Source organism: Collinsella sp. An271, from assembly GCF_002159695.1.
In the GTDB taxonomy this organism is placed as follows: Bacteria; Actinomycetota; Coriobacteriia; order Coriobacteriales; family Coriobacteriaceae; genus Collinsella; species Collinsella ihumii.
The window spans coordinates 1-17,462 of the sequence record NZ_NFJE01000014.1 but is presented as its reverse complement, the minus strand read 5'-3'; the positions used below and the strand labels follow the sequence as shown (position 1 = coordinate 17,462).

Annotated in this window: 15 protein-coding genes; 2 read left to right on the top strand and 13 right to left on the bottom strand. The window is 61.5% G+C overall.

Translation table 11 applies throughout. The features are described from left to right. Window position 1 precedes the first annotated feature (1 nt). The 4 genes from modB to glp form a co-directional block, all read right to left on the bottom strand. A complete protein-coding gene (gene modB, locus B5F74_RS10715; RefSeq protein WP_087202366.1) occupies window positions 2-1,531 on the bottom strand; it encodes a molybdate ABC transporter permease subunit in 1,530 nt (509 codons plus the stop codon). 118 nt (window positions 1,532-1,649) lie between these two features. Then, the gene (gene modA / locus B5F74_RS10710) at window positions 1,650-2,525 is read right to left on the bottom strand and encodes a molybdate ABC transporter substrate-binding protein (protein WP_087202364.1); all 876 of its coding nucleotides are present in this window, start codon (window positions 2,523-2,525) and stop codon (window positions 1,650-1,652) included. 398 nt (window positions 2,526-2,923) lie between these two features. Beyond that, window positions 2,924-3,397, bottom strand: coding sequence for a MogA/MoaB family molybdenum cofactor biosynthesis protein (locus tag B5F74_RS10705; protein WP_087202362.1), 474 nt, complete (start codon window positions 3,395-3,397; stop codon window positions 2,924-2,926). 38 nt (window positions 3,398-3,435) lie between these two features. Further along, on the bottom strand, window positions 3,436-4,701 hold the full coding sequence (gene glp / locus B5F74_RS10700; RefSeq protein ID WP_087202360.1) for a gephyrin-like molybdotransferase Glp: 1,266 nt from the start codon (window positions 4,699-4,701) through the stop codon (window positions 3,436-3,438). Window positions 4,702-4,882: 181 nt separating this feature from the next. Here glp and B5F74_RS10695 point away from each other — a divergent pair, with 181 nt between their 5' ends. After that, window positions 4,883-6,289: a chloride channel protein gene (locus B5F74_RS10695; RefSeq protein ID WP_087202358.1), complete on the top strand. Its 1,407-nt coding sequence runs from the start codon at window positions 4,883-4,885 to the stop codon at window positions 6,287-6,289. Beyond that, window positions 6,286-7,296 carry a diacylglycerol kinase family protein gene (locus tag B5F74_RS10690; RefSeq protein ID WP_087202356.1) on the top strand — a complete coding sequence of 337 codons (1,011 nt, stop codon included), beginning with the start codon at window positions 6,286-6,288 and terminating at the stop codon, window positions 7,294-7,296. Before B5F74_RS10695 ends, B5F74_RS10690 begins: the two co-directional genes overlap by 4 nt. Before the next feature lie 149 nt (window positions 7,297-7,445). On the opposite strand, the gene B5F74_RS12725 is transcribed toward B5F74_RS10690, so the two are convergent. The 9 genes from B5F74_RS12725 to B5F74_RS10650 form a co-directional block, all read right to left on the bottom strand. Beyond that, window positions 7,446-7,574, bottom strand: a complete 129-nt coding sequence (locus B5F74_RS12725) for a hypothetical protein (protein WP_255375124.1) — start codon at window positions 7,572-7,574, stop codon at window positions 7,446-7,448. Window positions 7,575-7,773: 199 nt separating this feature from the next. Next, the gene (locus B5F74_RS10685; RefSeq protein ID WP_239283465.1) at window positions 7,774-10,443 is read right to left on the bottom strand and encodes an Ig-like domain-containing protein; all 2,670 of its coding nucleotides are present in this window, start codon (window positions 10,441-10,443) and stop codon (window positions 7,774-7,776) included. Window positions 10,444-11,598: 1,155 nt separating this feature from the next. After that, on the bottom strand, window positions 11,599-12,876 hold the full coding sequence (locus B5F74_RS10680) for an AAA family ATPase (protein ID WP_087202352.1): 1,278 nt from the start codon (window positions 12,874-12,876) through the stop codon (window positions 11,599-11,601). Between the two features lie 352 nt (window positions 12,877-13,228). Continuing rightward, window positions 13,229-13,483: a hypothetical protein gene (locus B5F74_RS10675; RefSeq protein ID WP_087202350.1), complete on the bottom strand. Its 255-nt coding sequence runs from the start codon at window positions 13,481-13,483 to the stop codon at window positions 13,229-13,231. A gap of 3 nt (window positions 13,484-13,486) precedes the next feature. After that, window positions 13,487-14,143: an S-layer homology domain-containing protein gene (locus tag B5F74_RS10670; protein WP_087202348.1), complete on the bottom strand. Its 657-nt coding sequence runs from the start codon at window positions 14,141-14,143 to the stop codon at window positions 13,487-13,489. 130 nt (window positions 14,144-14,273) lie between these two features. Beyond that, window positions 14,274-14,915, bottom strand: a complete 642-nt coding sequence (locus tag B5F74_RS10665) for a hypothetical protein (RefSeq protein ID WP_143753867.1) — start codon at window positions 14,913-14,915, stop codon at window positions 14,274-14,276. 276 nt (window positions 14,916-15,191) lie between these two features. After that, window positions 15,192-16,130, bottom strand: a complete 939-nt coding sequence (locus tag B5F74_RS10660; RefSeq protein ID WP_087202344.1) for a toll/interleukin-1 receptor domain-containing protein — start codon at window positions 16,128-16,130, stop codon at window positions 15,192-15,194. Further along, on the bottom strand, window positions 16,114-16,602 hold the full coding sequence (locus tag B5F74_RS12265; protein WP_143753866.1) for a hypothetical protein: 489 nt from the start codon (window positions 16,600-16,602) through the stop codon (window positions 16,114-16,116). Before B5F74_RS12265 ends, B5F74_RS10660 begins: the two co-directional genes overlap by 17 nt. A gap of 68 nt (window positions 16,603-16,670) precedes the next feature. Continuing rightward, a complete protein-coding gene (locus B5F74_RS10650) occupies window positions 16,671-17,369 on the bottom strand; it encodes an IS3 family transposase (RefSeq protein ID WP_143753865.1) in 699 nt (232 codons plus the stop codon). Window positions 17,370-17,462: the final 93 nt, after the last annotated feature.

The window sequence follows — 17,462 nt, the reverse complement described above, 5'->3', positions numbered from 1 at the left end:
GCTACTGCCTCCCTTCCGTCGATGCCGCGTCCGTCGAGGAGCCGCCCAGCAGAAGCTCGGAAAGCGCCTCGCGATCGATGCGCAGCGCGTCTCCGCCATGCTCCTCAAGCGCATCCGCCTTGCCCGAGGCGGCCATCTGGCGCCGCTCGGCGCGCGAGATGCCGCGGGCACGGTAGCGCTGCGAGCGCGCCGTGTAGATGTTGATGAACAGGATCACGAGGAAGCTGAACAGGATGACGACGATGACCCAGAACAGCGCGACGTCGGTGTTGCCGCTCATCCACTGGAAGTAGATCGCGATGGGGATGGTCTGCGTCTCGCCCGCGTAGTTTCCGGCGAAAAACAGCGTGCAGCCGAACTCGCCCATGGCGCGCGCGAAGGCGAGCACGGTGCCGGCGGCGATCGACGGCCAGGCGAGCGGCAGCATGAGGCGGCGGAAGATGCGCTCCTCCGACCACCCGAGCGTGCGGGCGGCGTCGAGCATCTGCGCGTCCAGGCCCTCGAAGGCGCCGAGCGCGGTGCGGTACATGAGCGGGAACGAGACGACGATGGCGCTGATCACGGCGGCCGGCCAGGTGAACACGAGCGCGACCCCGTGCTCGATCAGCCAGCGGCCGACCGGCGTCGACTGCCCGAACAACAGCAGGAGCAGAAAACCGCAGACCGTGGGAGGCAGGACCATCGGGATGGTGAACACCGAATCGAGCAGGCCCTTCAGCCGGCTCGAGGTGCCCATGGTCTTCCATGCGGCGACAAGACCGAGCACGAACGTCACCACGAGCGCGACGGTGCTCGTCTTGAGGGACACCCAAAACGGACGCATGTCCAAGCCGGTGAAGAACGAGACGAGCTCGTCTTGCCAGGTGGGGGCGGCCTCCATCGCCACATCCGCGGCGGCGACCAGCTGCGCGTTATCGACCCATAGGGCGCCTTCGCCCAAATCGAGCCCGCTCACCGCGGCGGTCTCCGACGGCGTCGAGCCCTGCGCGACCTCGGCGGGCTGCACCGAGGTGTAATATCCGTCGCCGACCTGGGCCCGGAAGATGTAGCGGTAGGAGCCATCGACCACTTCGTCTTGCGTGGAGACGACCCAGACCTTGTCCTCATCCGCCAGCAGCACGCCGCCGCGCGAATGGGTTTCGTCCAGCTGCTTTATCAAGGCGATGAGCGCGTTCACGTCATCCTCGTCATCGGCCTCGAACCCGGCGCCCTGGGCCGCATCCGGATCGACATGCACCCAGATGCTTTGGGGCATGTTGATGACCACGACCGTGCTGCCCTCAGCGACCGGGAAGCGGTAGCCCAGATCGGTATCATCGACCAGGCGCTGGGCGCCGCGGTTGTAGCGCACGAACCCGTTCAGGCCGAAGCCCGCCGTCTCGTCGATCGCCGAATCCTCCTGGGCCTGCTCGCCGCCGTCCGCCCACACGCGCGCCGGAAGCGCGCACAGCACCGATAGCAGCAGCGTCGCGAGCAGCGCGACCAGCAGGCTCCGACGGCCCCGGAAGTATCTTGCGGCTCTTCCCGTCATGCCCTCATCCCCATCACATCGCCCTGTGGAAAAAAGGCGGCCCCGAGCGAACGAGACCGCCTCTTCATGTGCCAAACTGCAGGCGCAGCCCGGCTTTCGAGTATATCAGCCGTGCGGCTTACGCCAGCTCGAAGCCGTACTCGGCCCAGATGGCGAGCGCGTCCTCGTCGGTCATGCAGAACTCGAGGAAGTCAGCGGCGGCCTCGGCGTTCTCGGACGTAGAGGACACGGCACCGGGGTACACGATGGGCTTGTGGGAGTCATCGGGGCAGGTGTAGGCGACCTCGATGCCGTCGTAGCGGTAGACGTCGGAGGTGTAGACGAAGCCGATCGTGCAGTCGCCGGTCGAGACGTACTGCGCCGCGGTGCCGACCTTGTCGGCAAGGCTCACCTTGTCGGCGATCTCGGGAGCGTACTCGCCGCCCTCGCCCTCGGCGTTCGTGTAGAGGCCCACGCTGGCGAGCGACTGGTTGGCGTACTTGCCCGCGGGCACCGCGCCCGGCTCGCCGATCGCGATGTTGCCGTCGACGTTGGCGACGTCCTCGAGGGAGTTGATCTGGACGTCAGAGCCCTTGCCGCGCACGATCACGAGGTCGTTCACGAACATGTCCTGACGCGTGGACTCATCGACGAGCTCGCCATCGACGGCGTCGTCCATGGTGCCGGCGGAGGCCGTGATCAGGATGTCGACCGGGGCGCCGCCGCGCATCTGCTCGACGAGGTCGCCGGAGCCCTTGTACTGGGTGTCGGCGAAGGTCACGCCGGTCTGCTCGGTATAGAGCGCCTCGACCTCGGGCATGACCTTCTCAAGGGAGTTGGCGGCGAAGATCTGCAGCTCGACGGACTCGGCGGCGGGCTCTGCCGAGCCGGAATCCGCCGGGGTGGAACCCTGGGCGGCCGTGGTGTCGGAGCTGCAGCCGGCAAGCGCGGCGCCCAGCATGAGCGTGCAGCCCATCGCGGCGAACGCGCGACGAGTCAGATGGTTTTTGAGCATGGTCCGTCCTTCCCGAGATGTTTTGCGCGAACGCTCGCCGCCCCGCTCCCAAAACGGTGCGGCGAACGCTCGCAATTCGTTGCCATTATTATACTGAGTTCAGAATAGTTCTGTTCGAGAATGTCCTTGTCTGAGGATAATTTTTTATTCCCTAAGACTCGCGAAGGCTCTGCCGTGTCTTCCGAGGAGGACAAGCGTGCCTGATGACACAAAGCGGACCGTTTGGCACGCTAGGAGCCTTTACTGACCCCCTTTAGCGTGCCAAACGGTCCGCTTTGTGTCATCGGCCCTCGCCTCTCCCTTTCTCGGGAAAAACGGGGACGAGTTATCGACCTTTTCCCCGTGAGGCGCCGCACCGCCGGAAGGGCGATACGGCGCCGTCAACATGCCAAGACCGCTCAGTGACCGGCTCCGGACGTCATGCTGACCGCATGCTCGAACTGGTCGGCGATCCCCTCCCAGCATTCGCACGCCGCCTTCGTGGATCCGGGGAAGTTGACGACGAGTGTACCCCCGCGCTGCATGCAGACGGCGCGCGAGAGCATCGCGCGCCTCGTCTTGGTCATGGAGTAGGCGCGCATGGCCTCCGCGATGCCGGGCACATCGCGGTCGCACACGGCGCGCGTGGCCTCGGGCGTCACGTCGCGCAGTGACAGCCCCGTGCCCCCGCAGGTGATCACGATGTTCGAGCGGTTGTCGTCGGCCGCGCGCACGATGGCCGCCGAGATCTCGTCCACCTCATCGTGCACGACCTCGTGGGACGCGACCGTCCAGCCCTGCGCGCAGATCAGCTCCTCGAGCGCGGCACCGGCCTCGTCGGCCGCCATGTCGCGCGTGTCCGAGCAGGTGACGATGGCGATACGGATATCCATGCAGCTACCTCTCCTCAAAACGTTCGGCCCCCGGCCGTCTACAGAACCGCGCCCTCTTCGATATCGATGCGCACGCAGCGAACCTCGTCTCCCGCCTGATAGCCTTTGAGGCCCTCGGGGACCATGAGCAGGCAGTTCGCATGATGCAGGGTCCCGAGCAAGGCGGAGTTCTGCGACGACGCCTCGCTGACCAGCAGCTCCCCGGTCGCATCGTCGCGCTCCACGCGCGCGCGGTCGTAGAAGCGGCGCTGTTGCCCCTTCTTGACATCATGCGTCACGCGCGCGGACTGCACGGGGCGCACCAGGTCGCGAAAGCCGAGCATCTTGCGGATCGCAGGGCGGGCGAGCATCTCGAACCCGACCGCGGCGGCGGCGGGGTTGCCCGAAAGGCCCAGGTAGGGCACGCCGCCGATCAGGCCGAACGTGATCGCCTTGCCAGGGCGCAGCGAGATGCGGTCGAACAGGACCTCGCCCTCGCGCCTGACGAGCGCGGTCACGTAGTCGTAGTCGCCCGCGGACGCGCCGCCGCTCGTGATCACGAAGTCGCACTCGGCCATGGCCTGATGGATCTTGGAAGAGATCTCGTCCTCGTCATCGGTCGCGATGCCGTAGAACCTCGCGTCCGCGCCCGCCTGCAGGGCAGACGCCATGAGCGCCGAGGAGTTGGCGTCGCGGATCTGCCCGCGCGCCGGCACGCGGTCGGGGGCGACGAGCTCGCTGCCGATGGAGATGATGCCGAGCACGGGCCGGCGGTGGATCTCGACCTCGGCGGCGCCGGCAGACGCAAGCAGGCCCGCCCCCGCCGCGGTGACGGTCTCCCCCGCGCGCATGACGACCTCCTGGGCATGAGCCTCGAGGCCCGCGGCGCGCACGTTCTCGCCCTCGGCGATCGGCGCGGTGAAGCGCACGCGCGACCCTTCGTTCCCGTCGCCGTCAAGCACCTCGACGACCTCGTATTTCACCACGGCGTCGGCACCGTCGGCCATGGGCGCCCCGGTCATGATGCGCACCGTCTGGCCCGCCCCGATCGCGCCCTCGAAGACATGGCCCGCCGCCTCGTGCCCGATGACGTCGAGCACCACGGGCGCCTCGGGAGATGCGCCCGCAAGGTCCGCAGCGCGCACCGCGTAGCCGTCCATCGCGCTGTTCGGAAACGGAGACAGGTCGATATCGGTCGCCACGTCGGCAGCAAGCGGAAAGCCCACGGCGCGCCAGCATGGGACGCGTATCGGCTCGGTCGGCTCCACGTGGTCCAAAACGATAGCCTGCGCCTGCTCGAGCGCGATCATGTTCTCGTCGGCCATCACACCCCGCCTTTCGATGGTTGTATTCTGAGTTAAGTATAATCAGGAGCCCGCATATGTGCTGAGTTTCTTTCGGGCGCATTACATTCCGCTTCCCGCACGCGCCGCCCGTCCCCCGACGCCGCCGGTGCGTATAATGCATCCGTACCCTTATCCACCCCTCAAGAGCAAGGACGCGCCCATGTCGGGACGACCTGAAGATATACAGCGAAAACTGAGGCGCCACGGCACCGGCTTCGTCAACACGCTGGGGCTCGAGCTGGCGCATACCGAGCGCATGCTCGCGAGCGATGCCGTGCGCGACCTGGGCAACATGCGCGCAAGCCTGCGCACCGTCTGCCTGACCGTCCTCGTCTCGGCCCTGATGGGGGCTGCCGCCTGGGCGTTTCTGGCAGCGCTCGACCTCGTGACCGGCGCGCGCGAGAACCATCTGTGGATGTTCGCCCTGCTGCCGGTCGTGAACCTCGCGACCGCCTGGGTCTACCGCAACCACGGCCTGCGCGCCGCGCGGGGCAACAACCTCGTCATCGACAGCTCCATCACCGGCACCCCCATCCACGCGCGCATGGCTGCGCTCACGTTCGTGTGCTCGGTGGCGACGCACGCGGCGGGAGGATCGGCCGGACGCGAGGGCACCGCCGTGCAGATCGGCGGCACCATCGCGAGCAACGTGGCGACGCTGTTCCACCTCGACGGGCGCGAGCGCCAGGACCTTATGCTCGCCGGTATCTCCGCGGCGTTCGGCGGCGTGTTCGGCACGCCGCTGGCCGGGGCGTTCTTCGGCATGGAGATGTGCACCATCGGCAAGCTCAACTACAGCGCGGGCCTGTACTGCCTGATCGCCTCGTTTGTGGGCGACCTCACCGCGCGCACGCTCGGGACGACCCATGCGTTCAACACGATCGCCTCCGTCCCCGCCATGGAGCCCGCCACCGTCGCGCTCGTGGTGGCGGCCGCCGTCGCCTTCGGCCTCATGGCGCGGCTGTTCTCGCTTTCCATCCGCACCGTCAAGCGCATCTACGCCTCGCGCATCAAAAACTATCTGGTCGCCGCCCTGGTAGGGTCGCTCGTGCTGCTGGGCGTCTATGCGGCATGCGGCCTGTACCGCTACGGCGGCCTGTCGGAATGGCTCGTCACGGCGGGCTTCGAGGGCTCGACGGGCCCGGCCGACGTGGTCGCCAAGCTGGCGTGCACGGCGCTCACACTCGGCGCCGGCTACCAAGGCGGCGAGGTGACGCCGCTGTTCGGCATCGGCGCCGCGCTCGGAGGCTGGATCGGCCAGATCTCGGGCGTGGAGCCGAGCTTCATGGCGGCGCTCGGCATGGTCGGTGTGTTCGGGGCCGCGCTGAACGTGCCCATCACCACCATCATGCTTTCGGTCGACATGTTCGGGGGGCAGGCGGCGGCCTACTTCGTCATCGTGGCGTTCATCAGCTATCTCGTCGCCGGGCACCGCGGCGTGTACCCCGCTCAGCGCATCGTCACGCCCAAGCGCCGCTCGCTCGAAGTCGATCAGGGCGACACGGTCGAAGCGGCGCTGGAGCGCCATCGCGAGGACGCGGCAACGAGTGAGGATGTAAAAGCATGAGCGACGAGACGAACCTGGGAAGAACCCTCATCATCTGCAACCCCGCCGCGCAGTCGGGCGCCGCGGCCGAAGTCGGAGAGCAGCTCAAGCGGTTTCTCGAGATGTATCTGCACGACGGGAGCGCGTTCAACCTCGTGTGCACCGAGCGGCCGCACCACGCCACGCAGCTGGCATCGCGCGCGATGGGCTACGACACCGTGCTCGCGGTGGGAGGCGACGGCATCGTGCACGAGACGGCAAATGGCCTCATGCGCATCGAGGCTCAGGCGCGCCCCGCGCTCGGCGTGATTCCCGTCGGGTCGGGCAACGACTACGCGCGCACGCTCGGCATGCGGGAGATCTCGCGCGACCGCGATCTGGCGGCGATCCTGTCGTGCAAGGCCAAGCCACTCGACGTGGGGCGCATCGAATACACGCCTGCGGATACAGACGAGGTCACGCAGGGACCCGTCGGCCGAACCAGAGGCGCACGCACCGAGTATTTCGTGCAGACGCTCTCGTTCGGCATGGACGCGGCGATTGCGCTCGGCACGTACAGACTGCGCGCATCGACCGGACTTACCGGAACGCCGCTCTATCTCGCAAGCGGGTTCTCTGCCGCGGGGAGGCGCTACCGCGACTACCCGGTCATGGCATCGATCGACGGGGCGCCGGCCGAGCGCATGCGCACCATAGCCTTCGCCGTGCAGATAGGCCCGACGTACGGCTCCGGCTTTCGCATCTGCCCGGATGCCGACCCCGCCGACGGCATGCTCGACATCTGCTATTTCGCGGGACCCATGCCGCGCGCCCACGCGCTTGCGCTGCTGCTCGCGGCAAAAGGCGGGCACCATCGGTCGGACAAGGCGGTCCACACGCGCCGCATCCGCTCCGCGACGTTCACCTTTGAGGACGGGGGCTATCCCATCCAGGCCGACGGAGAGCTCATCCGCGCCACACGCGTATCGGTGGGCATCCTGCCCGGCGTGCTGCGCGTGCTCGTGCCGACCGAAGGGCGGAAGAGGTAGCCGAGGGCCGCTCACAGCAGGTGAATAACCTCTGCTGTATTGTGGTAAACTACAGATGCATCAGCAAAGCCCGTCTTTTGTTAACTTGGTCGCGGGCGGCGCGGTGTTTTGTTCGAAGGAGTCTGATTGCAGTCAGGCTCCTTTCGTCTTTACACTACGTCATCCATATGCTGCTTATGCTTCTCTTTGCTATCGAGGTATCTTCTCATATCGAGAAGGAGCCTCGCGATGCTTGCAATGTTCGCAAGAGCCGAGAGAACTTCAAGAACGTTGTCCATAGGCGTCGCCTCCATCGAAGAGATTGGAGCGCCACCCGCAGCTGATCTTTGCTGATGCATCGTAAAGTATAGCAAAGTATATGGTGCTTTAATATTAGTAAGCATTCTGTTCGACGAGACAGATAATACGAGCACCCACCGGAACGCGAAGGGGCCCGCAGTGCGGGCCCCTTGTTTGTGTCGTTATGGGATTCGGACGTTACGCACCGATCACGTCACGGTGGAACGTGGCGGACATCGTCGCCATCGAGGCGCGCCATGCCGTGTCGTTCGGACGCAGCTGCGGGCCGGATGACGTGTCGACACCGCTCATCAGGCCATGGTCGGCCGCCCAGGCGATTGCCGGCTTGGCGTAGGCGTCAACCGTGCTCCAGCCGGAGATCTGCGAAGCGGCGCCCATGTCGGACGAGGTGTCGAGCTTGGCGACCTTGTTCGCGTAGTTGTACAGGAAGGTCGCAAGCTCCTGGCGGCTGACGTTCCCGTTGGGATTGAACAGATTGCTGCCCGCGTAGCCGTTCGCCACGCCCGCGGAGCGCGCCCAGCGGACCGCGTCGTAGTAGTACACGGTCGCATCACGGTTGTCAGAGAAGTTCTCGACCGAACCGGCCGAGGGCTGACCGGCCATGTTCCACAGGACGCAGATAACCTGAGCACGCGTGATGGTGTCGTACGGACCGAACAGCGTCGTGCCCGAATAGCCGCTCATAAAGCGGTGGTCGACAGCGTAGTCGAACAGGCCGCACGTAACGTACCAGTCATCCGACGCGACATCGGTGAACCCGCGGTACGGGCTGTAGCCGGCCCAACCGGCGTACAGGGTCAGATCCGCTTTGACGGGCTGCGCGAAATCGTAGGCCGCCCCCAGCGAGGCGTCGGTGTACCAGCCGGTGAAGCGGTAGTAGGCACGCGTCGGATCCGCGGGGCGCACGGCGCTCTCGCCCTCGTTGACCAGCTGACTCTTGACGGCCGTACCGCCGTTCGTCACGAACGTGATGACGAGCTGGTCTCCGACCTTCACCATGCACGTCGCGGTCTTGTTACCGTCTTCAGTCGTGACCGTGATGGTCGCGGTGCCGGGCGCCACCGCCGCCACCTTGCCGTTGGCGTCGACCGTCGCGACCTTGGTGTCGGAGCTCTTCCAGGTGACCTTCTTGTTGAGCGCGTTCTCGGGAAGGACCGTCGCCTTCAGCACGACGCTCTCGTCCACCTTGAGGGCAAGCTCGGTCTTGTTGAGCGTGACGCCGCTCACCACATCGGCGACGCTGACGGCACATGTCGCCGTCTTGTTGCCGTCCTCAGTGGTCACGGTGATGGTCACTGACCCCGGAGCCACCGCGGTGACCCTACCGTCGGCGTCAACCGTCGCCACCTTGGTGTCGGACGAGCGCCAGGTGACCTTCTTGTTCTCGGCATCAGCCGGAGTTACCGTCGCCTTGAGCGTGTAGCTTTCGCCCTTGTCGAGCGAAAGCGAGGTCTTGTCGAGCGTGACCCCGCTCACCGCACCGGCCACGCTGACCGTGCACGTCGCGGTCTTGCCGCCGTCATCGGTGGTCGCCGTGATGGTCGCGGAACCGGAGGCGATTGCCGTCACCCTTCCGTTGGCATCCACCGTCGCGACCTTGTTGTCGGAGCTCTTCCAGGTGACCTTCTTGTTCTCGGCATCAACCGGGACGACCGTCGCCTTGAGCGTATAGCTCTCGCCCTTTCCCAGCGAAAGGGTAGTCTTATCGAGAGACACGCCCGTAACCGCCGGCCCCTTGACCGTGACGGTACAGCTCGCCGTCTTGCCGCCGTCGTCAGTCGTTGCTGTAATGGTCACCTTGCCAGAGGCGACCGCCATGACGTTGCCGTTGGAATCGACTCTCGCGATGCTGCTGTCGGTGCTCTTCCAGACGACTTCCTTATTCTCGGCATCAGTCGGAGCGACCGTCGCCTTGAGCGTATAGCTCTCGCCCTTGCCAAGAACAAGCGACGTCCTGTCGAGAGATACGCCCGTGACAGCAGATCCCTTGACCGTGATGACGCAGGTCGCCGTCTTGCCGCCGTCCCTTGTGGTTACGGTGATCGTCGCCTTACCGGCAGAGACCGCTGTCACCTTGCCGCTAGAGTCGACCCTTGCAATAGCGGAGTTGCTACTCGTCCAGCCGACTTCCCTGTTCTCCGCGTCTGTCGGGTAGACAGTCGCCTTGAGGGTCCGTATATCGCCCTTGTTGAGCGTCAGCGCAGTCCTGTCGAGGGATACGCCCGTAACCGCCGGCCCCTTGACCGTGACGGTACAGCTCGCCGTCTTGCCGCCGTCGGCGGTCGTGACTGTAATCGTCGCCTTGCCGACCGAGACCGCCATGACCCTACCGGTGAAATCGACCCTCGCGACACTGCTATCGGAGCTCTTCCAGGTAACGCCCTTGTTTTCCGCATTCGAGGGACTGATCGTGTACGTCAGCTTGTACGTAGAATTCTTATCGAGTGTGAGGGTTGAAGGAGAAAGCGAAATCTTTTCAACCTTGACATCGGACTTGACCGTCACCGTACATTTCGCGGTATAGCTCCCATCATCAGTCCTTACGGTAATCACCGCGGTGCCGGCGCCGACGGCGCGCACGTTACCGGAGCGATCCACCGTGGCAACCCCAGTATTGGAGCTCGACCAGCTCACACCCTTGTCGGTGGCGTTGCTCGGAGACACCGTCGCAGTCAGCACGGCTGTGTCGCCCGTATCCAGCGAAAGCGACGTCCTGTTGAGTCGCACGCCCGTGACCGACACCACATTGGACTTGACGATAAACTCCTTCGACCAGGAACGGCCGCCGGGGCTCGTAGCGGAAATTGTCGAGGTTGCCCCCACCTGTGCACCGGAGCTGACACTCACGATGCCATTATCCACGGTAAAGGCAGCGGGATTGGAGGATTTCCACGTATAACCGCGGGCCTCGGTAGACGTATAAATGTAGGAGAATTCCGGATTTCGAATACCTACGACCAGCTCATAGGTTTCACCCGGCTCAAGGGGCTCTGGATCTTCCTGTCTCATGTTCAAATTGAAACCCGAACCATCATAAGGGACGAGACTGTGGCTGTAGTCCACTTTCGTGATGGCAGTAAACACACCAGCATCGGCATAGGTCTCTGATCTATGGGCGGTACCGAACAGCTCTACCCAGCAGGAAACACTTCCGATTCTGAAGCAGCCCACACCGATGATCGCATAGCTTGGATCCAAAATGTTCGCACGATGCCCGTCGCTATTCATCCACGCATCGGTCACATTCTCTGCAGCATCAGAGGACCCAAATCCTCCAATAGCGATGTTCTCTCCGTAAGCTCCATTGGTAATAGTGGACCACTTCGTACCATTTGGCCTCGTATGCGAGAAGTAAAGCGCAATCTCCGCGGCACGCTGCATAGCAGCTGATTGCAAATCGGCATCCATAACGAGCGAAGAAGCCCCATTGGCCTCACGATGCTTATTGACCAGGACTTTCTGATAGCTCGCTTCCTTGTAGTCGAAAGTACCCTTGATATAGCAGTAGTCATCGCTTGCGGCAGACGACCACTGCAGGGAGATCCCAGTGTCCTCCAGGACCGCCGGCTCCCCTATCTGGACCTCGACGCCTGCAGCGTCCTCCCCCACGACGATCCCTTGAGGCTCGTCCGCGAAACCCGCGACGGGCAGTGCCGCCAACAGGGCTGCCGCAAAACCGACTGCCAGGAATTTGAACTTTCGCATCTCGCTCACTCCTTCCCGTACCTACGCGCGCCGCGGATCGACACCGCTGCAAACGGGACCGACCCCCGAGCATCCTTCATCTTCATCTTTACCACAGGAAAAAGGTATGTTGTTGCGCAACATCGGGTTGTGAGACCTTGGATGCCGGAAGGTTATCGGGTGCATCGACCTTTTCCAACACAAATGCGACCGTGAGACAACCCGCCTCCAGCCAAGCGAACTGCCCGGCCGGCCGTCAGTATCAGTCCCCCGCCTCTGCGCAATGCAGCAAACCCCATCGCAGCGCCCTAGGAACCCTCAGCCCTGGAGAGCCCCTCCCAGCATGCCGCGCATATAGAGGTCGTAGACCTCCCCCTTCACGTCGTAGCGCACGTCGCTGAAGTCCGAAAGGGCGTACAAAGTCGATGCGAGCGTATCCGGGTCCTTGGTCACAAAGTAGATCTGCTCCTTCAAGAGCGTTCGGAGGGTAAGGCTCAAGACGTTGTGCGTGGTGAAGACCAGCTGCCCCCTATGCTTCTTCCCGTTGACAAACGCCAGCGCTCGCTCGGCGAGAACCGGGTCGATAGCGCCATCGACCTCGTCGGCGAATACCGTTTTGTTGCCGTAAACAACCAGGTAGACAATGACAGCCCATTGCGCGAAATCGATGATGCCCGCAGAATCGTCGCCGAGTGTCCACTCATACGTCTTACCCGATGGCAACGTTCGAATGAGGCCGCTGTCGCCAAACGGGTTATCGCGATCGATCTTCACGTCGGCGATACTCGCATCCGCCAAACGAAGGATCTCGAAATAGCGCTCGTCATGCAGGATGCTGTCAAGGCTATCATCGGAGACGCCCTCGAAAATAAAAGCTCCGCCGCTGCGCGAGGCAATCACCAGATCGGATGTGAACCACGAAACGACGTCTTTGCAGCTTCTCTCCCCGAGCATCGAAAGCGTGATGACCATCAGCCGCGCGGGATCGAGCTCAGGTTCCAAAAAGGATGCCAACAGCTCCCGGGAGATGCCGAGGGGGCTGCCGACTTCTGCACGGTACGAATAGCGGCCTGAATCCTGATTCCCGCCTTCGCCCCCTTCGGAGACCGCTCGGTCGTCACGCGCGGCAATGGACCGCTCGCTTCGCAGTAGCCTAAAAACCAGACGATAGGAATGAGGGGACTTTTCCGACCGTTCGAGCTGCTCCAGCACAATGCCCGCCTCATCCACATGAAGCGTGTAGCGGAGGAAATAATCTTTGATGGCGATCTCGATCTCAAAAGGCTGCAAGGTCGTTGGGGAACCGTCGCCGGCATCCCATGCGCCCTCGCAGAAGACCAGGTTCCTAGAGCTACGGGGCACGACATCATTCCGGACGAACAGAGAGCGCAAGAACCTAAACGCCTTGACGAAGTTGGATTTGCCGCCCGCGTTCTCTCCCGCAAGCACCGCGTATTTCAGGAGGAGCTCACCGGATTCAAGCTGAACGAAGTTTCCGGGGTAACGTCTCCTAACCCGGTTTTTTGGCGCAGCAAGGTCAAATATCAAATCATCACGAAATGAAGTGAAGTTACTGAATGTGCTGCTATACAGCATAGACACCACCTGCCCGGCTCGCTTTCTGTTTCTATTCTAAACCAGATTTCCGGTTTAGACTAGAAACAGAAAGCGAGCCGGGCGTTCTCGAAGCCAGCGCAAAGGGGCAACCTGTTCCGAAGAAGGTCGTTATTTGACGAATCCCCTGATTTTCCAATAATGGAATCAGACAAAAACCTTCGGGTTTGCGGGGCGGAATCGCGAAAGCGTTTCTGCTCTATTTTTATAGGTAAACACCCGTTCCCGTTCACCGTTCAACAGGACCGCAAGCAACAAAAACCAATCTCGAAAACACCCTCGGATCCGTGGGGACCCGAGGGCGTCAGCTGCTCAGATGAGCCCGGCAGTGCGCTTAGCCAAGCTTGAGGACGTCGCGGTGGAGCACCGTCACCATGCTTGCGGCGGACCAGCGCCAGGCCTGGCCCTGAGGGTTCATGTACGGCACGCCGCCGCGGTTCTCGCCGCATATGATGACGTTGTCCACGCACCACGCAACCGAGGGCCTCGCCCATGCGCTGATGAGCTCGGTCTGGCGGATGCCGTCGAGCACCGCATCGTCCGCAGCGGTATCGATGCCGTGGACCAGCTTGACGTAGCCGGCGATCATCGCTCACAGCTCCTCGCACATCACGGGCCGCTCGGGACGGAACGTGTTGTCCCCGTAGCCGCTCACCACGCCCGTGGCACGTGCCCACCTGATAGCGGGCCCGTAGTGCTGGCTGTAGCCGACATCGTCGAACGCGGCCGCGCCCACCTGCGGAGAGCCCGTCATGTTGTGCAGGGTCGTCACGAACGGCCCGCGCGTGATGGAATCGTAGGAACCGAACATCCCGTTGTCGTGCCCGTGCATGAACCCGTGGTCGAGCGCGTAGCCGAGGATGCTCTGCTTGGGGTACCAGTCGTCCGGCCTCACGTCGGGGAATCCGAAATCATCCGCGACATCGAGGATCTCGAACTCCGCCGTTGCGATGCCCGTGAAGTTGCCGATGCCCCTCACGTGGATGATGCCCGTACCCGATTCAACGTTGTTCTCATACGAGACGATCTCGAAATCGGAACCCACTCCGATGCCGATGTAGTTGTACATGGCGAACACGCGCGGCTCGAGGGGCTGGCCGGTATAGCGCATGTTCTCGCTCGACAGAATGGCATCGGCTATGTCGGCCGGCACTATCTCGAAGATGATATCGAAACCCTCATCCGAGGTGACCGAGACGATGACGGTCGCAGTCCCGACGTTTCGGTCGTTGCGGTACGAGACGATCATATACGAATATCTTCTTGGACAACGCAGTTCTTACCACGTCTCCAATATCAAAAGTTGCTCCGCGCAAGAATCCATAAGCTTGGAAGGCAACCAGCAAAACGGTCTAGAGTCTGCAACAGCAACGCATTCCTTAAGAAAGCCATGACGACCCGCATTGGCCTTTGATTCTTGCTGCTACATGAAAAGAAAGCTCGTCGTATGAGTTCAATAGTTTGTCTTCTGCCTCATGAAGCACTGCACGCTGCTCCTTTTCACCAACAGTCGTTGCGGCCTCTTCTAAAGAATGTAGAAAACTCCTACAATCCTCCTTCAGACAATTCAGCATAATCTGATACTGATATATCGACATCAGCAGAGACGCGTAATCCGTGAAAAAGGCGCCAAGCGCTTTTGCGGAACTCCCCCTAAACACCAATTCTGCTTCGAAGGCCATCTCCTTTAGCTCATCCAGCTTTAACAAAAAACGTTTCTTCCAATCTTGGTCCGAAATATGCTCAATTACTGGCCCAATATCACACAATAGAGAATTATTCGTCATCAGGAGAAACAGATAATCATTGGTCAGCTCCGGCCCGTCCTCTTTCTTCTCAAGCCGAAATCGACTATGAGCACATAGCTCCATAAGCCCATGCGCCTTAATCCAGAGACGCAACCTACGATCTAGCAACTGTTGCTTGTTGCTTGCCCATATTTGCGATACGGAGATTCCCAAAGCAGCAACGGCGGCAATCGAGGTAACAACTGAGCAAACAATATCCCAATTAACGCTCACCGTCGCACCTTTCGACAAGCCACCCCTCAAGCACTCATAAACGACATCCTACAACAACCGTATCAACAGCTCAGCCTTATTTTTAGCATGCGCAAATAGTACTGCCTACTGAGTTTTTCCCAATTTGATACCGCCCATTAGTGAGATGCGAACGAAGAGTTGGACACCTCTATGTGTTCAACTCTCCGCCCCCTGCACCCATTACCGAGAAGGTAAGTGCCCATCTATGATAATACTAATATTTTTCTATTGTGTTTTTATAATTTTACAATCTGCTTAAGCGCCATTGTCCTTATTCGATTCACCATGTGGCTCGCTCTTGCTCAACGCCTCTGACATTATCTTATTCAGGGCTGCCAGCTGATCTTCTTGAGTAATCCCAGGCGCACAAACGTCATCAAGAGGAACCTCGATATCGGCTCCAAAATGGAACACGTCATCGGGCATGACAACAACAACGGGAACCCTTTCGAACCTGCCCTCCCCCGCAGCATGAAAAACACCCTGCACGGAAATCGAAGCCTCATCCTCAACCCTGATTCTGAAGGGAAAACCTTTTACCGTCGGCCTGTCAATCGCAACGATGTAGGGTATGCACTTCATACCGCGATCATTCTCGATCGGTCCCCCCTTACCAGAACGGTAGAAGACTTCCCCAGGACAAGTCACTGACGCAGAATCGCTCTCAAGTACAACGGCGTACTCTGATATCGGTTCCATCATCATTTCTGCCCGGACCTCGATATCCACCCCTGACCCTTTAGAGAGCCTCGCGTAGGCTTTCAGGTTCTGAAATGTCGCATCCTCTTCGTGATATATATTCGCACCCGAAGCAACATCGATCATCTGCCTGATTGCGACGTCCATACCAGCCCTGAACGCGTCGATATAACGCTTCTGGAGGAAGATTGCAGGCACCTTGCAGTCATCAAGCAAGACCGGAACAAACCTCATCCCTCGTTTTGCGTGAATCATCAGGGCGTTCTGCCACTCCATTTTTACCATTTCGCTAGTGAGGCTTCTCTCCGATACAAACAAGAAGAAGCAATCGCAATCCTCTAAGCCGGAATTCATCTTGTCGATAATCCCATCACCCGGCTGAATGGACCAGCTATCGTAAAACACATTATCTCTGCCAAAAGCCCTGCTCAAAGCGAGCGCTGCAGGCTCCACCACACTCTTGTCTGCCGCGGTATGACTAATGAATATCTTCAATGTTCCCTAAGCCTCTCTGTGTATGGTCCTCCCCACCATTACCGTCTAGCTCCTCCTGCAAGATGATACTCTTGCGCTGAATCTCGATTGCACACCTCTGGAGCTTCTCAATATCAGGATCCTCGGAACCTCGCATGAGTTCGCTCAGCAGTGTGCGGACACGTTGAACTGGCTTGCCGTCCAAAATCATTTCGGAGGTTCTCAGGTAGCGTGAGTATTCTAGAAACGAATCGAAATTGCGCGTAATCCTGCGATACAAAACTGGCGCCAATTCAAAGATGCTATCAAGATCGGGAAGCTTTCGCCTGTGACCTGGCAGCGCACAAAGAATATTATGCCGGGTAAACACGAACTGCCCGGATTCAAGTACGGCATCACGCAGATCGCCATGTAGTACGTTCAGGTCATCAAACGAGTGGCCACATTTCTCAGCAAGCAAAACAATAACGTCTGATTGACGCCTGTCCCACAAATCCCTTCGGAAAATCCTCGAACTTGGGGGTGCGGCAGGAATCCTGGAGCGCCGGGGCAAACATCGGGCTAGGCCGCGAGGCCCAGCGACTCCCGGTACCGCTTCGGGCTCATCCAGCCCAGGGACTCCTTGATGCGGACCTCGTTATAGTACCTCAGCCACGCGTCCAGCCTCCGCATGAACTCCTCCGCGCCCACGCCCCGCCAGTCACGGCCGTGGAAGAACTCGTTCTTGAGCCTGCCGAAGAAGCCCTCGCAGGCCGCGTTGTCCGGGCTGCAGCCCTTCCTCGACATCGACCTGGTCAGCCCGCGCTCCTCGCAGATCGAGATCCAGCCGGGCCACCGGTAGTGCCCGCCCCGGTCGCTGTGGACCACGGGCGCCTCGCCGTCGGCGAGCCCCTCGCACGCGCGCTCCAGGCTGGAGTTCGCCAGCTCGGCGTTCGGGGAGGTGCCGATGGACCAGGACGCCAGCATCCCGTCGAAGCAGTCGACGACGGGCGAGAGGTACACCTTCGGCTCGCCCGCGTCCGGCAGCGCGAACTCGGTGATGTCGGTCAGCCAGAGCCTGTTGGGGGCCTCGGCGCGGAACGACCTCTCCACGAGGTTGGGCGGGGCCTCGGAGACCTCCCCCGCGTAGGAGCTCCACCTCTTCGGCCGCCTCAGGTACACGACGACGCAGCCCTCCTCGGCCATGAGCTCGCGCACCTTGCGCTCCCCGCAGGCTATCCCGCGCTCCGCGAGGCGCCGGTGGACGTTGTTAATGTCAATCTATCTTTCGCCACTTTCGCCAACGCAAATTCGCCGATCGCGCCAACGCACTTTCACCGATCGCGCCAACGTCAGGCGCCGCTTCCGGCGTCC

Coding starts and splice junctions, on each gene's coding strand:
- modB (WP_087202366.1), bottom strand. CDS start 1,531: ATGACGGGAAGAGCCGCAAGATACTTCCGGGGCCGTCGGAGCCTGCTG.
- modA (WP_087202364.1), bottom strand. CDS start 2,525: ATGCTCAAAAACCATCTGACTCGTCGCGCGTTCGCCGCGATGGGCTGC.
- B5F74_RS10705 (WP_087202362.1), bottom strand. CDS start 3,397: ATGGATATCCGTATCGCCATCGTCACCTGCTCGGACACGCGCGACATG.
- glp (WP_087202360.1), bottom strand. CDS start 4,701: ATGGCCGACGAGAACATGATCGCGCTCGAGCAGGCGCAGGCTATCGTT.
- B5F74_RS10695 (WP_087202358.1), top strand. CDS start 4,883: ATGTCGGGACGACCTGAAGATATACAGCGAAAACTGAGGCGCCACGGC.
- B5F74_RS10690 (WP_087202356.1), top strand. CDS start 6,286: ATGAGCGACGAGACGAACCTGGGAAGAACCCTCATCATCTGCAACCCC.
- B5F74_RS12725 (WP_255375124.1), bottom strand. CDS start 7,574: ATGGACAACGTTCTTGAAGTTCTCTCGGCTCTTGCGAACATTGCAAGC.
- B5F74_RS10680 (WP_087202352.1), bottom strand. CDS start 12,876: ATGCTGTATAGCAGCACATTCAGTAACTTCACTTCATTTCGTGATGAT.
- B5F74_RS10675 (WP_087202350.1), bottom strand. CDS start 13,483: ATGATCGCCGGCTACGTCAAGCTGGTCCACGGCATCGATACCGCTGCG.
- B5F74_RS10670 (WP_087202348.1), bottom strand. CDS start 14,143: ATGATCGTCTCGTACCGCAACGACCGAAACGTCGGGACTGCGACCGTC.